This is a genomic window from Paenibacillus barengoltzii NBRC 101215, from assembly GCF_004000745.1.
In the GTDB taxonomy this organism is placed as follows: domain Bacteria; phylum Bacillota; class Bacilli; order Paenibacillales; family Paenibacillaceae; genus Fontibacillus; species Fontibacillus barengoltzii.
In genome coordinates this window covers 1-14,193 of sequence record NZ_BILV01000052.1, presented here as the reverse complement: position 1 = coordinate 14,193, position 14,193 = coordinate 1, and the positions used below count along the sequence as shown (strand labels likewise).

Below are 14,193 nucleotides of genomic sequence, written 5' to 3'. Positions count from 1 at the left end.
TTATGAAGACATTGGTGTTAGCCGAGAAGCCCTCGGTTGCCAGAGAGATCGCGCGAGTGATCGGCAGCCGAGATAAGCATAAAAGCCATTTTGAGGGACCTCAATATGTGGTGACCTGGGCATTAGGCCATCTGGTGGGGCTGGCCGAGCCGGAGGATTATGATAAGAAATACGCGACGTGGGCGCTGGAGGACTTGCCGATTTTGCCGGATAAAATGAAGCTTAAGGTACTGCGCGAAACCAGCCACCAGTTTAAGGCGGTGCAGCAATTGATGCGCCGTCAGGACATCGGCGAGTTGATCGTGGCGACGGACGCCGCCCGCGAAGGGGAGCTGCTTGCCCGCTGGATCATGGATATGGCCAAGTGGAACAAGCCGTTTAAGCGGTTATGGATTTCGTCGCAAACGGACAAAGCGATCAAGGAAGGGTTCGCGTCGCTGAAGCCGGGCAAGCAATATGAACGCTTGTACCAATCGGCGCGCTGCCGGGCGGAAGCCGACTGGATGGTGGGACTGAACGTGACCCGGGCGCTGACCACCAAGTTTGGCGCTCCGCTCTCCGCGGGACGGGTACAGACGCCGACCCTTGGCATGATCATGCAGCGGGAGAACGAAATTCTTCGCTTCCGCTCAGAGGAGTATCATGTGCTGCGCGCGGACTTCGGCAAGTTCGAAGCGGTATGGCGCGGTGGGAACGGCGATGCGCGTATTTTTGATCAGGACAAGTTAAATGCGTTGAAGCAGAAACTGGAGGGCGCTTCCGGCCAAATCGTGAAGCTGGTGAAGCATGAAAAATCGGTGCCTCATCCGCTTGCTTACGATTTGACCGAGCTGCAACGGGATGCCAACCGGATTCTGGGCTTTTCGGCGAAGCAGACCTCCAACGTACTGCAGCGGCTTTATGAGCAGCATAAGCTGGTGACGTATCCGCGGACGGATTCGCGGTATTTGACCTCAGATATGACAGGTACGCTCAAAGAGCGCCTGACGAGTGTCGCTGTCGGTCCTTACGCAAGTTTGGCGCGGCCGTTGCTGCGAGGTTCACTGCATCTGAGCAAGCGAGTGGTGGATGACAGCAAGGTCACCGATCACCATGCGATTATTCCTACGGAACAGACGGTGCTGTTGAACGCGCTAAATACGGATGAACGCAAGCTGTACGATTTAATCGTGCGGCGGTTTATCAGCTTGTTCTATCCTCCGGCAAGGTTTGATCAAGTTAGTGTGACAGTGCAAATTGCCGGGGAGACGCTGCATGCCAAGGGGACGACGATTAAGGATGCCGGATGGCGGGCAGTTTATGACGGGCAGGTCATGGAGGATGAAGAAGGCGGCGAGGACGATGCCGAGAGCGGCTCCGTGCTGCCGGAGCTGACGCAAGGTGAGGCCGTGAAGGTACAACGCTGCCGCGTGACGCCGGGGCGGACCCAGCCGCCGAAGCGCTACACGGAAGCCGCCCTGCTAACCCAGATGGAGAAGCATGGGCTGGGCACGCCAGCTACACGGGCGGACATTATTGAGAAGCTGATCAGCTCCGATACGATCGAGCGGCAAGGGAACTACCTGCACCCGACCGGCAAAGGGAAGCAGCTGATCGAGCTGGCACCGGCCGATTTGCGTACGCCGGAGCTGACAGCTCGCTGGGAAGCGGAGCTGGAGCGGATTGCACGAGGGCAAGGCCAGCCGGGACCGTTTTTAAGTGGAATCCGTGAGATGGCGACCAACCTCGTGCAAGGTGTAAAGCGCAGTCAAGCGACATATAAGCCGCATAACGTCTCCAACAGCCATTGCCCGGAATGCGGGACAAGGCTGCTTGAGAAGAAGACCGGGCGCGGCTTGATGCTGGTCTGCCCGAGCGAGGATTGCGGCTATCGCCGATCCGGCGAGAAGCGCCTGTCCAACCGTCGCTGTCCGCAATGCCACAAGAAGATGGAACTCAAAGAAGGCAAAGCCGGCAAGTATGTACAATGTCTGTCCTGCGGGATTACCGAAGTGTTGGGGAAAGACAAGGATAAGCATATGAGCAAGCGCGAGCAGCAACGCCTCGTGAAGCAGTATACACAGAAGCAGGAGTCCGGCGGCATCAATCTTGGAGAACTGCTGAAGGCAGCGTTGGAGAAGCAGAGCGACGATTAAGCTCGATCCCCAGATGACAGCAGCCTGGCGATGATCGCAGATCCGGCTGATTAGGGCACGGTCACGGCATGGAGGTGCGGCGCAGGCTTTGGCGGCATGCCATCACCCGATAACGCCGAATAAATCGGCAGCTTATTCGAGACGCTAAATAGCGGAGGTGATGAAGGTGCCGCATCATAAAGCGCGGAAGACCGAGAACCAGCAGAATAAGTCGAGCATTATGGAACCATCCATCGCGGCTAAACCCAAGAAACAGGCGGAAGTTGCGCCCAATCTGAACGGAATTTCAAAGAACGAATCTTGATATGGATGCGTCTGCAGCTCCCTGTTAGGGGAGCTTTCTTTTGTATGAGGCGTATGGGCGGCAAGATGCGGAGGGCGGTTGGATTGAGGTATAATAGATTTATCTATTTGGTGGAAATACTAAGCAATAATCGAGCCAGGAGCTCGAAGGGGGCGGCGAAGATGAGGACGGGCTTACTCGTATGGTTTCTATTTATCAATGCGGTCGCCTATCTGGTGATGTCCGATGACAAGAGGCGGGCGCGGCAGAGGCGGGATCGGATCCCGGAGCGAACGCTGTTTCTGCTTGCTGCGTTGGGCGGAGCGCTGGGGGTCCTCATTGCGATGAACACGAAGCGCCATAAAACGAAGCACCTCAGCTTCCGGGTAGGCATCCCCGTATTGCTGGTTTTCAACGCCGTACTTTATGGGTATTTTATGATATAGACTCTTGGGACAAGTGAGGTGCTTTCCATGCTATTTCAAAAAATATTAGCCGCGTATGACGGTTCGAAAGCAGCCAACAAAGCGCTGGACAAAGCGATTGAATTGTGCAAAACGACACCCGAAGCCCAGCTGGAGGTCCTGCATGTGTACGACTTCCCGCGATTTTACGTAGCCGAGGGCTTTGCGCCGGTCCCCGCTTCGATGAATAAGGATTTCTATGAGCTTGCAGAGCGAACGGCAGAGGAAGCGAAGAAACGCGTGGAAGCTGCAGGTCTGGAGCCAAAAGTTGAAATGGTCCAAGGCCACCCAGCCGAGACGATTCTAGAGCATGCCCAGAAGAGCGGAGCCGATCTGATTGTCATTGGCAGCCGCGGATTGGGCGGCATTCGCGAATTTGTTCTTGGCAGCGTCAGTCACAACGTCGTCCAGCATGCCCGGATCCCGGTGCTCGTTGTCAAATAAAATAAGAGCGAGTTTATACCAGAAAGCCTGACCGATTGATTTCGGTTGGGCTTTTTTTGCTTTATGAGAGCTTGTTGGGAGATGTTGGGATGGGTGCAGGTAGCTCTAACGCTTGCCAGGAGGCTTATTGCGGCGAAAAACAGTAATTTTCATTTCTAACGCTGATCAGCGTTCTTATTTGGGTGGGGAGCCGCCTTTTTCGGGGGAAAACCCCGAAATAAGATGTCCCATAAGCGTTACAAGTTGCACGTACCGATTTTAGCCCAAATCGCGTTCCACCCAAGCGTTAGAACTTTTTGACGAAGGGAGAACATGACTCCCCAATTGTAGAACATCACTCCTGCACCTCCACCAAGGGAGATTTCTGTAAGGGAAACTAACGCTTGTCCGACAAGTTTGGGGAATATGCCCAAATTTTTTTGGGCGTTTTTCCGGTTGGTGTGTAGGGATCTGTAGTTTTTTATAGTCTCCAAAGTAAGGTTATGTTCAAATGTTACGATTACTCACATCGAATAGAGGATGTGTTTAGTCGCAAGGGCATGAAGGGATAACGGAAAGAGGTGCGCCCGCAGGCACATCCAATAACCGAACGCGGAAAGGAGGGCTGCCGTTGATTCGTTTTCGACAGGTAGATAAGCATTTTGGTCATTTTCACGTCCTGAAGGGGATTGATTTACAGGTTGAGGAAGGGGAAGTCGTCGTCGTTGTTGGCCCGTCGGGCTCGGGAAAAAGCACGATGCTGCGCTGCATTAACCGGCTGGAGACGATCACGAGCGGGGAGCTGACGGTAGGCGGCCTTCCGGTCCATGACCGCAAGACAGATATCAATAAGCTGCGCCGCGATATCGGGATGGTCTTTCAGCACTTTAATTTGTATCCGCACAAAAAGGTGATCGACAATATCACGCTGGCGCCCATTAAGGTGCTGGGCATCTCCAAAGCGGAGGCGGAGCAGACGGCGATGTTTTATCTGGAGAAGGTGGGAATTGCCGATAAGGCGTCCGCCTATCCGTCCCAGCTGTCTGGCGGGCAGCAGCAGCGGGTGGCCATCGCCCGGGGGTTGGCGATGAAGCCGAAGATCATGCTGTTTGACGAACCAACCTCGGCGCTGGATCCGGAGATGGTCGGCGAGGTGCTGGATGTTATGCGGACGCTCGCCCGCGAAGGCATGACCATGGTTGTGGTCACGCATGAGATGGGGTTTGCCCGCGAGGTGGCAGACCGGATTGTGTTTATGGACCAAGGGCAAATCGTGGAGGAAGCAGGGCCGGAGGAGTTCTTTGCAAATCCGCGAGAAGAGCGGACGCGAACGTTCCTGAGCCGTCTGTTAAGCCACTAAATCAATCGATAATCAAGGGGAGGAAGAGAAATGAAGAAGCGTTGGAGGCTAATCAGTATTGCGGTGGTATGTGCGTTGACGGTGCTGGCTGGATGTGCCAGCAACGGGGCAGGCGGCAACGCAGCAGGGAACGGCGGGAATGCCGCTTCGGCAACCGGGGAGAGCGGAAGCGGGGCCTTGGCGAAAATCAAGGATCGCGGCAAATTGCTGGTTGGCGTAAAGTATGACACGAAGTTGTTTGGTCTGAAAGACCCCTCCACCGGGAATGTCGAGGGATTTGATATCGATATCTCCAAGGCGATCGCCAAGCATATTCTCGGTGACGAGAATGCCATGGAGCTGAAGGAAGTGACGTCGAAGACTCGGATTCCGATGCTCAATAATGGAGAGATCGATATGATCGTAGCGACGATGACGATTACCGAGGAACGGAAGAAGGAAGTCGACTTCTCCGATGTTTATTTCCAAGCGGGTCAATCGCTGCTGGTGAAGAAGGGCAGCCCGATCACCGGCATTGAAAGTCTGACGGCTGATTCGACGGTGCTGGGCAGCAAAGGCTCAACCTCGGTGAAAAATATCCGCGAAAAAGTGGAAGGCATCAAGGTGCTGGAGTTCGACAACTATCAGGATGCGTTTAACGCCCTGAAGGCGGGGCAAGGCGACGCGCTGACGACGGACGATGCGATTCTTTACGGGATGGCGGCCCAAGACCCGAATTATGAGGTAGTCGGTAAGCCGTTTACCGATGAACCTTACGGCATTGCGGTACAGAAAGGCAACTCGGACATCGTACAGGCGATTAACGATACATTAAAAGAGCTTCATGACAGCGGGGAGTACGACAAGATTTACGAAAAATGGATCGGCAAGAAGCCGGGCGAATAATTCGTGATGGATTTTACGATTCTAACTGACTATTTTGACGTGTACCTGGAAGGGTTCCGGGGAACGGTGTTGTCCAGCTTGCTGGCGCTGGTCGGAAGCTTCGTGCTGGGCGCCTTGATCGCGGTGTTCCGCATCGGCCCCGTCCGGCCCCTGCGCTGGTTCGGAACAGGTTACGTGGAATTTATCCGCAATATTCCGTTGCTGCTTGTCGTATACATTTTCTATTATGGACCAGCCGCTTTAGGTTTACCGCTGGACGGTTTCACGGCGGGGACAATCGGGCTTGCGGTATACACCTCTTCGTTCATTGCTGAAGCAATTCGTGCCGGGATTCAAGCGATCCCCCAAGGGCAAACGGAGGCGGCCCGCTCGTCCGGGTTGAGCTACGTGCAAACGATGCTGCATATAATCCTGCCGCAGGCCATCAAGCTGGTGATTCCGCCGCTCGGGAACCAGTTCATCAATTTAATCAAAAACTCATCAGTTTTAACGATTGTGGCCGGGCTTGACCTGATGTATTTTGCCGACATCGTAAATGCCGATACGTACCGGACGTTTGATACTTATATTTTTGTCGCGTTGTTCTATCTGGTGCTGACCTTGCCTTTGAGTTATGGCGTAAGGGTGTGGGAGCGAAGACTTGAGAAAAAATACTGAAAGGAGGCCTGAAGTTCGATGGATTTTGCTGGGGCGTACAGTGCGGAGAATTTGCGCTTCTTAGCGGATGGACTTTACGTGACGTTGATTGTCGCCGGGCTGTCCATCGTGCTAAGCTTCCTGATCGGCTGTATTGTGGGCGTAATCCGGTATACGAAATTGCCCGTGCTGTCGCCTATCATGCTGGTGGGGGTTGAGCTGATCCGCAATTTGCCTCTGCTGCTCATCATCTTCTTCATGCGGTTCGCCTTGCCGGAGGTCGGCATCAAGCTTGGGCTTGTCGCCGCGACGGTAACCGGGCTGACGATCTTTGAGGCCGCGATGATCTCCGAAATCGTGCGCAGCGGCCTCGCCTCCATCGACAAAGGACAAATCGAGGCGGCCCGTTCGTCAGGACTCAGCGCTGTTCAGACGCTATGGCACATCGTGCTGCCGCAAGGCTTGCGGCGGATGGTGCCGCCATTAGTGAGCCAGTTCATTTCGCTGCTCAAGGACACGTCGCTGGCGGTGGTCATCTCCTTGCCGGAGCTGATGCACCATGCGGGGATCGTCATTGGTCACGGCTACACGTATACGATACCGATTTTGATGCTGGTGGCACTGATTTATTTTACTGTCAATTTTGTGCTTTCGGTAATCTCGAGACGCTTGGAGGCACGGCGAGCTTAGGCATCAACTGACACAATACTAACATATAATGGTATATAAGGCATAGTCATCCTTCCCTGGATGTGGTACGATATGGATCAAAATCACTCACGGAATCCGGGGGAGCGGGGATGCGGAGCGTGATTATCAAGACCTTTCAAAGATCCGCTTACGTTCAGATCGCGGTCATCGCGATCGGGACGGCCTTGGCGGGGGAACTGAAGATCAATCCGTTTGTCGGCGACATCTTTCGGATTGGTCTGGGGAGCAGCGCGTTTTTGTTGTTTTTGCTGCTGCTGCGGCAGTTGCCGTACCTCGTGACGGGCGTCATCACCGGCGTGGTAGTGCTGCTGTTTCGTACAGGACTGGATCAGGTGCTGGACAACGGCTTGACTGTGGCGGAGAGCGTGACAAGACATTGCTCGGCGGCGGTGTATTATATCGTGTTCGCACTAGGGATGAGCCTGATCAAACGGCGCTTGGATCGCTTCTATCCTTTGGTGCTGGGAGCCGTGACCGCGGTCATCGATCTGATGTCCAATGAGTCGGAGCTGCTGACTCGGTTGTTGGTAACTGGCACGGCGACGTTTAAGCTGAACGAGTGGGCGTTTCTCATGATGATTGCCATGCTGCGTACTTATTTTGTTACCGGGATTTACAGCAGCATTTCCGTCAGCCGGATGCGGATCATGCAGCAGGAGCAGAATCGGCGGATTGAACAGATGCTTAGTTTTAGCTCCGGCCTATATGGAGAGGTCTTCTACCTGAAGAAATCCATTGGTACGTTGGAGGAGTTGACCTTGCGCAGCTATGAGATGTACCGTCGGTTATCGGAGGAAGGCCTGGAGGAGCATAAGCGTTATATTCTTGGGATTACGGAACAGATCCATGAGGTGAAGAAGGATTCGCAACGGATTTTGGCGGGGCTGATTAAGCTGACCGACCGTGAAGTCCCGGGGGATATGCCGCTGTCGAACTTGGTCCAATATATCATTGACAGCACACGGCAGTATGCCGATTATTTGGGGAAGCAAATCGTGTTTACGCAGAAAATCTCCCTGGATTACGATACGGCCAACTACATTCCCTTGCTGACGCTGCTGGGGAACTTGACGGCCAATGCGGTAGAGGCGATCCAGGGCCGGGGACAGATTCATTTGGAGATTCGCGAGCATGCGGGATCGACCTTGCTTACGGTGAGTGACAGCGGGAGCGGCTTCCCGCAGGACGAGCGGGAGCTGGTCTTTGAACCAGGCTTTACGACCAAATTTGATGAGGAAGGCGTCGCGGCGACGGGGATAGGATTATCCCATGTGCGCGATATCGTGACCCGGTTCGGCGGGGACATCTCGCTGGGGACGGCCCCCGGGCTGGGCGGCGCGATGGTCCAAATCCGGATTCCGACCCCAAGCTTGCAGAAGTCGGCGGCGCCGGCTTAAAGCTAGTTTCGTTTCAACCGTATCCTTGGCAAACCGCTTATAACCTAAAGTGTAAGGAGGTTATCCGATGCCGCTCTCTTTTTGTATCGTTGACGATGATGCCAGTGCACGAAAAATGCTGCAGTACATTATCGAGGACAGCGGTCTGGGCGAAGTGACGGGGACAGCTGGCGGCGGAGCGGAGGGAGTGCGGCAAATTTTAAGCGAGCCGCCGGATATCGTGCTGATGGATTTGCTGATGCCCGATCAGGACGGTATTGAGGTGATCGATTCCTTGCGCGCTCAAGGCTGCAGCTCCCGATTCGTGATGATCTCCCAGATCGAAAATCAAGACATGGTTGGACGGGCGTACCGAAGCGGGATTGAGTTCTTCATTCGCAAGCCGATCAACCGGATCGAAGTGGAGACGGTGCTGCGGAAAATCAACGAACGCTATGCGTTAGGACACTATTTAGATGAAATCAAATCGAGTCTGAAGAAGCTGGAGGACTTGCGCAGCGCACCGCCGGCGGGTCAGCACAAGCGAACGGTCCGAGAGGCGATTCAACCGATCCTGATGAATATGGGGTTGATTGGCGAAAGCGGCAGCCGCGATATGATCAACATCATGGAGCTGCTGCTGGAGCGGGGAAGTGAACCTGGCGGGAATCTGCCGCCGCTGAAGGAGTTGTATCGTCAAACCGCAGCCACGTACAAGACAAGGCCTGAGGAGATCAACAAGGAGGTCAAGGCGATCGAGCAGCGGCTGCGCCGCGCATTGATGGCCGGGCTGACGAACCTGGCTTCGCTGGGCTTGACAGATTACGGAAACCCTCGGTTTGAGTATTATGCTCCGCTCTATTTTGATTTCGAGGATGTGCGGCTCAAGATGAAGGAGATCGAGGAAGGGCGCGAGCCGGGCAACAACAAGGGGAAGGTGAATATTAAGAAGTTCCTGCAGGTGTTGTTCATTGAAGTGCAGGAGCAGTTGGGCGGCTGAGAGATGAATTGGAATTGGGGCTAATGCATAAGCGGGCGTGCAACTAAAGTAAGGGACGCAGATATCGCCGAATAAAGTGGTAGAGCGCAGGTTGTCGACCGGTCGTCAGGCTGAAATCTAAAATAACTGGAATAAGTAAGGTTAATTTCGGGGAATCGGCGAGATTTTAGCAATTTAACTGGAAATCCTGCTGTTATTTTGAGCGGTAGATTGGAATTTTGGGGTTTTGGTCCGAATTAAGAGTAACTTTTACATCTAATTGTTTTCAAATACGGAGGATAGGCAAAATTAAAGGTACTTTTTACAGTATATTTGCGGTAGACTTCTGACCCAGAACCGCATTCGATAGAGACCCTAGTCTGTTTGACAGACTAGGTTTTTTGTGTTGGGGAGACATTGTTCAAAAACGAACATTCGGATTTTACATTCTTTTAATGTTCGGATTTGAGTTGACATCCCGTGTCCGCCATTGGTACACTAGGAGAGGAAAGGCGGCTCGCCGCCGAACATCATAATCTCGTATAATGCCGGGAATAGGGCCCGGAAGTTTCTACCCGAGAACCGTAAATTTTCGGACTACGAGCGAATACGTGATGAAGGTAAGGCTACTCCGCACGGAAGGCCTTCTTTTTATGAGCCTGGGCTTGTAAGCACCGGGCTTTGCGTTGCCAGCGGCGAGGCTGTAGCTGCCCGCACGCAGGTGTCGTATTTCGCAGGGTCCGCGAATTTCGGGAAATAGTGTTCCCAGGAAGTTCGGGGCCCTTTTTACGTATTCGGCTAATCCTATAGATAGGTTCACAAGAAATATGAACGTGGAGGTTGAGGCATGACAGCACAAGTCGCCGTAATCATGGGCAGCAAATCGGACTGGGAGACGATGTCCCATGCCTGTGCCGTTTTGGATGAACTGCAGATTCCTTACGAAAAAAATGTCGTATCTGCGCACCGCACCCCGGATTTGATGTTTGAATTTGCCGAACAGGCCGCAGCCCGTGGTTTGAAGGTCATCATCGCCGGGGCTGGCGGAGCCGCCCACCTGCCGGGGATGGTGGCGGCCAAAACTACGCTGCCCGTCATCGGCGTGCCGGTGAAGTCGGCCGCGTTGAACGGGCTTGATTCGCTGCTGTCGATCGTGCAGATGCCAGGCGGCATCCCGGTGGCGACGGTAGCGATCGGCAAAGCCGGGGCGATCAACGCCGGGCTGCTGGCGGCGCAAATTCTGGGTGCGTTTGACCCTGAGGTCATGCGCCGGGTGCAGGAGCGCCGCGATCGGATCAAAGCCGAGGTGCTGGAGAGCAGCTCGGAGTTGGGAGCCGCGGAATGAGCAGCGGCGTGATGGGCAAAACAGGCGGCAGCAATGGCGCCCCGGTGATTGCGCCGGGCGCAACGATCGGCGTGCTGGGCGGCGGACAGCTTGGCCGGATGATGGCGCTGGCCGGGAGCAATCTTGGCTACCGATTCGTAGCCATGGATCCGACGCCGGATGCGCCTTGCGGTCAGGTAGCGGGGCAGATCGTCGCCCGCTACGATGACCAGGACGCGGCGCGTGAGCTCGCGGCGCGGGCCGATGTGATCACGTACGAGTTCGAAAACGTCGACGCCGGCGTAGCCGCGTTGTTGGAGGAAGCATCGTACGTGCCCCAAGGCAGCCGATTGCTGTATACCACTCAGCATCGGTTGCGGGAGAAGCGAGCCATCGAAGCAGCGGGCGTGAAGGTCGCGCCGTACGCAGAGATCGGCAGCGAGGAAGAGTTGCGCGCAGCCGTGGCTCGGTTGGGCCTTCCGGCTGTGCTGAAGACGGCCACCGGCGGGTATGACGGCAAAGGCCAATGGGTCATTCGCAGCGAGGCCGAGATTGCGCCGGCCTACGCCGAGTTGAGCCGGGCTGGGACCGAGCTCGTGCTCGAGCAATTTGTCCCGTTCGTCAAGGAGCTGTCGGTGATTGCGGCGCGCAGCCCGCGCGGAGAAATAAAGACGTTCCCCGTAGCGGAGAATATTCATATCGACAATATTTTGCATGTCTCGATTGTGCCGGCTCGCGTGGAGGAGCAGGTGCAACGGGAGGCGGAACGGCTCGCGGCCCGAATCGCCGAAGGCTTGGAGGCCGTTGGCCTGCTGGCGGTAGAGATGTTTCTGACCGAGGACGGGGAGCTGTTCGTCAATGAACTGGCGCCAAGACCGCACAACTCCGGCCATTATACGATGGAGGCTTGCACGACTTCCCAATTTGAACAGCATGTTCGGGCGATCTGCAATCTGCCCCTGGGTCCAGTGGAGCTGTTAACGCCGGTCGTGATGGTCAACATTTTGGGCGAACACTTGGAGGCGGTACGCAAGGCCGTAGTTACGGGCCAGTGGTTTGGCGAAGCCGGCGGTGAAACTGGATTCCCGGTGATCCCCAAAGTACACTTATATGGAAAGCACGGAGCCGCTCCTAAACGGAAAATGGGGCATATCAATCTGATCTGCCGCAATGTGGAGGACGGGCTGCGTTGGATAGAGCAAACCAACATTTGGAGGAATGAACGTAAATGATCGAACGCTACAGCAGACCGGAAATGAGAGCGATCTGGACGGAGGAGAACAAATTTAAGGCTTGGCTGGAAGTGGAGCTGTGCGCTTGCGAGGCTTGGGCCGAGCTTGGCGTGATCCCGAAGGAAGACGCCAAGCTGCTGCGCGAGAAGGCTTCGTTTGACATCAACCGGATCTATGAAATTGAGCAGGAAACCCGCCATGACGTCATCGCGTTTACCCGCGCCGTCTCGGAAAGCTTGGGGCCGGAGCGGAAATGGGTGCATTATGGCTTGACCTCGACCGACGTCGTCGACACGGCGCTGGGGTATTTGTTGAAGCAGGCCAACGCGATTTTGGAACGGGATATTTTGAACTTTATCGACATTCTCAAAGAAAAAGCCTTGGCTTATAAAGATACCCCAATGATGGGGCGGACCCACGGTGTCCACGCAGAGCCGACCACGTTTGGTCTGAAAATGGCGCTTTGGCACGAAGAAATGAAACGGAATCTGGAGCGGTTCCGCCGGGCAGCTGAGAATGTTCAATTCGGAAAAATCTCCGGTGCCGTTGGGACTTACGCGAACATCGATCCGTTTGTAGAAGAATTTGTTTGCCGGAAGCTGGGCACGACACCGGCGCCGATTTCGACGCAGACGCTGCAACGCGATCGTCACGCCGAATATATGGCAACCTTGGCTTTGATCGCGACCTCGCTCGACAAGTTCGCCACAGAAATTCGCGCGTTGCAGAAGAGCGAATTCCGCGAGGTGGAAGAGGCCTTCGCCAAAGGGCAAAAAGGCTCCTCGGCCATGCCGCATAAACGTAACCCGATCGGCTGCGAGAACATCTCCGGCTTGTCCCGCGTGATCCGCGGTCACATGATTTCGGCTTATGAGAACGTGACGCTGTGGCATGAACGCGACATTTCCCACTCTTCGGTGGAACGGGTGATTCTGCCGGACGCGACGATGCTGCTGAACTACATGCTGAACCGCTTCGGCAATATCGTGAAGAACCTAACGGTGTTCCCGGAAAATATGAAGCGCAACATGGCTCGCACCTATGGCGTACCGTTCTCCGGCCGCGTGATGACGAAGCTGATCGACAAAGGCTTCAGCCGCGAGCAAGCGTACGACACTGTGCAGCCGCGGGCGATGCAGGCGTGGGAGACCCAACGTCAATTCCGCGACATTATTGAGGAGACGCCGGAAATTACCAGCGTCTTAAGCAAAGAAGAAATTGATGATGCTTTTGATCCGTCCTGGCATCTGAAGCATGTGGATACGATTTTCCGGAAGCTTGGATTGATTGAGTAGGATCTGATCTTGCAGTGATAGGGAGGAGAGCTTCATGACGGTACCGGCAATTTCCACCGCGGCGGATTTGGTGAAGGCCCCGCTGCTGTACAAAGGCAAGGTCCGGGAGTTGTACGACCTCGGCGAGCATTATTTGATCGTGGTCACGGACCGCATCTCCGCGTTTGATTATGTGCTGGAGCCGGCGGTGCCGGACAAGGGGAACGTGTTGAACCGGCTGAGCGCGTTTTGGTTCGACAAGACGCAGCATCTGCTGGAGAATCACGTGATTCATACGGACGTGGAGCGGCTAGGGGACGTGATTCCGTCAGAGCATCGCGAGGCGTTGCGCAACCGGATCATGGTGACCCGCAAAGCTGAACGCATTGACATTGAATGTGTGGTGCGCGGTTATGTGACCGGCGGCGGCTGGCGGCAGTATGAGAAGACCGGCACGATTAACGGCATTGAGTTGCCGGAAGGGCTGCGGAAGAACGCGAAGCTGGCGGAACCGATTTTTACGCCGGCGGCGAAAAATGACGTGGGCCACGACGAGGACATCTCGTTCGCTGAGATGGTGGACAAAGTCGGCCAGGAATTGGCTGAACAGCTGCGGGATCGCAGCCTGGAGATGTACGCCTACGCCCGGGATTACTGCGAGGAACACGGCATCCTGCTCGCAGACTGCAAGCTGGAATTCGGGATGGTGGACGGCAAGTTGATTGTGATCGATGAGATGTTTACGCCGGATGCATCGAGATTTTGGGCTAAAGAGAACTACGCGCTGGACATCGAGATCGACAGTATGGACAAAGAGCCGGTGCGTACGTACCTAGCCGGTTCCGATTGGGATAAAGAGAGCCCGCCTGACCCGCTTCCGGCGCAGGTGGTTGAAGAGACGACACGGCGGTACCGTGAAATTTACCGGCGATTGACGGGAGCCGAGTTGGTGTAGGAACCGTGTTCAACATAGCCTTTTTGCTCTAATGGACCTCAGAGCCCTTATCGGTACAGATTCGCAGGGAAGACTGATATAACGGACCGAGGGGACCTTATTTGGCCGGGGCGGTCCAGTTTGTTGCCGGATGGGGCCCAATAGCGGCGGTAGAGT

The 14,193-nt window shown here is 55.1% G+C and carries 14 protein-coding genes and 1 riboswitch; all 14 genes read left to right on the top strand.

Annotated elements, in window-relative coordinates:
• Positions 1-2: 2 nt before the first annotated feature.
• The 14 genes from PBA01S_RS14975 (at position 3) to PBA01S_RS14915 (ending at position 14,037) form a co-directional block, all read left to right on the top strand.
• Positions 3-2,135, top strand: a complete 2,133-nt coding sequence (locus PBA01S_RS14975) for a DNA topoisomerase III (RefSeq protein ID WP_127576287.1) — start codon at positions 3-5, stop codon at positions 2,133-2,135.
• A 166-nt stretch (positions 2,136-2,301) separates the two neighbouring features.
• Positions 2,302-2,439: a hypothetical protein gene (locus PBA01S_RS22815; RefSeq protein WP_164744170.1), complete on the top strand. Its 138-nt coding sequence runs from the start codon at positions 2,302-2,304 to the stop codon at positions 2,437-2,439.
• A 161-nt stretch (positions 2,440-2,600) separates the two neighbouring features.
• Entirely contained in the window at positions 2,601-2,864 is a 264-nt protein-coding gene (locus PBA01S_RS14970; protein ID WP_028539530.1) for a DUF1294 domain-containing protein, read from the top strand.
• Positions 2,865-2,891: 27 nt separating this feature from the next.
• Positions 2,892-3,326, top strand: coding sequence for a universal stress protein (locus PBA01S_RS14965; protein WP_127576286.1), 435 nt, complete (start codon positions 2,892-2,894; stop codon positions 3,324-3,326).
• 610 nt (positions 3,327-3,936) lie between these two features.
• Positions 3,937-4,665, top strand: coding sequence for an amino acid ABC transporter ATP-binding protein (locus tag PBA01S_RS14960; RefSeq protein ID WP_016313462.1), 729 nt, complete (start codon positions 3,937-3,939; stop codon positions 4,663-4,665).
• Between the two features lie 30 nt (positions 4,666-4,695).
• Positions 4,696-5,550 (top strand): glutamate ABC transporter substrate-binding protein, encoded by an 855-nt coding sequence (locus PBA01S_RS14955; RefSeq protein WP_127576285.1) that lies wholly within the window; start codon positions 4,696-4,698, stop codon positions 5,548-5,550.
• Positions 5,551-5,553: 3 nt separating this feature from the next.
• Positions 5,554-6,207 carry an amino acid ABC transporter permease gene (locus tag PBA01S_RS14950; protein WP_028539533.1) on the top strand — a complete coding sequence of 218 codons (654 nt, stop codon included), beginning with the start codon at positions 5,554-5,556 and terminating at the stop codon, positions 6,205-6,207.
• A gap of 18 nt (positions 6,208-6,225) precedes the next feature.
• Entirely contained in the window at positions 6,226-6,876 is a 651-nt protein-coding gene (locus PBA01S_RS14945; RefSeq protein WP_016313459.1) for an amino acid ABC transporter permease, read from the top strand.
• A gap of 110 nt (positions 6,877-6,986) precedes the next feature.
• Positions 6,987-8,294, top strand: coding sequence for an ATP-binding protein (locus tag PBA01S_RS14940; protein WP_127576284.1), 1,308 nt, complete (start codon positions 6,987-6,989; stop codon positions 8,292-8,294).
• A 67-nt stretch (positions 8,295-8,361) separates the two neighbouring features.
• On the top strand, positions 8,362-9,273 hold the full coding sequence (locus PBA01S_RS14935) for a response regulator (RefSeq protein ID WP_028539536.1): 912 nt from the start codon (positions 8,362-8,364) through the stop codon (positions 9,271-9,273).
• A gap of 497 nt (positions 9,274-9,770) precedes the next feature.
• Positions 9,771-9,872: riboswitch (purine riboswitch) on the top strand.
• A 227-nt stretch (positions 9,873-10,099) separates the two neighbouring features.
• Positions 10,100-10,597 carry a 5-(carboxyamino)imidazole ribonucleotide mutase gene (gene purE / locus PBA01S_RS14930; RefSeq protein WP_016313456.1) on the top strand — a complete coding sequence of 166 codons (498 nt, stop codon included), beginning with the start codon at positions 10,100-10,102 and terminating at the stop codon, positions 10,595-10,597.
• The gene (gene purK, locus PBA01S_RS14925; RefSeq protein WP_127576283.1) at positions 10,594-11,808 is read left to right on the top strand and encodes a 5-(carboxyamino)imidazole ribonucleotide synthase; all 1,215 of its coding nucleotides are present in this window, start codon (positions 10,594-10,596) and stop codon (positions 11,806-11,808) included. The genes purE and purK overlap by 4 nt, the downstream gene beginning before the upstream one ends.
• Positions 11,805-13,103, top strand: coding sequence for an adenylosuccinate lyase (gene purB, locus PBA01S_RS14920; protein ID WP_028539538.1), 1,299 nt, complete (start codon positions 11,805-11,807; stop codon positions 13,101-13,103). The genes purK and purB overlap by 4 nt, the downstream gene beginning before the upstream one ends.
• Before the next feature lie 34 nt (positions 13,104-13,137).
• Complete coding sequence (locus PBA01S_RS14915) at positions 13,138-14,037, top strand: phosphoribosylaminoimidazolesuccinocarboxamide synthase (protein WP_127576282.1); 900 nt, start codon at positions 13,138-13,140, stop codon at positions 14,035-14,037.
• Positions 14,038-14,193: the final 156 nt, after the last annotated feature.

Coding starts and splice junctions, on each gene's coding strand:
- PBA01S_RS14975 (WP_127576287.1), top strand. CDS start 3: ATGAAGACATTGGTGTTAGCCGAGAAGCCCTCGGTTGCCAGAGAGATC.
- PBA01S_RS14970 (WP_028539530.1), top strand. CDS start 2,601: ATGAGGACGGGCTTACTCGTATGGTTTCTATTTATCAATGCGGTCGCC.
- PBA01S_RS14965 (WP_127576286.1), top strand. CDS start 2,892: ATGCTATTTCAAAAAATATTAGCCGCGTATGACGGTTCGAAAGCAGCC.
- PBA01S_RS14955 (WP_127576285.1), top strand. CDS start 4,696: ATGAAGAAGCGTTGGAGGCTAATCAGTATTGCGGTGGTATGTGCGTTG.
- PBA01S_RS14945 (WP_016313459.1), top strand. CDS start 6,226: ATGGATTTTGCTGGGGCGTACAGTGCGGAGAATTTGCGCTTCTTAGCG.
- PBA01S_RS14940 (WP_127576284.1), top strand. CDS start 6,987: ATGCGGAGCGTGATTATCAAGACCTTTCAAAGATCCGCTTACGTTCAG.
- PBA01S_RS14935 (WP_028539536.1), top strand. CDS start 8,362: ATGCCGCTCTCTTTTTGTATCGTTGACGATGATGCCAGTGCACGAAAA.
- purE (WP_016313456.1), top strand. CDS start 10,100: ATGACAGCACAAGTCGCCGTAATCATGGGCAGCAAATCGGACTGGGAG.
- purK (WP_127576283.1), top strand. CDS start 10,594: ATGAGCAGCGGCGTGATGGGCAAAACAGGCGGCAGCAATGGCGCCCCG.
- purB (WP_028539538.1), top strand. CDS start 11,805: ATGATCGAACGCTACAGCAGACCGGAAATGAGAGCGATCTGGACGGAG.
- PBA01S_RS14915 (WP_127576282.1), top strand. CDS start 13,138: ATGACGGTACCGGCAATTTCCACCGCGGCGGATTTGGTGAAGGCCCCG.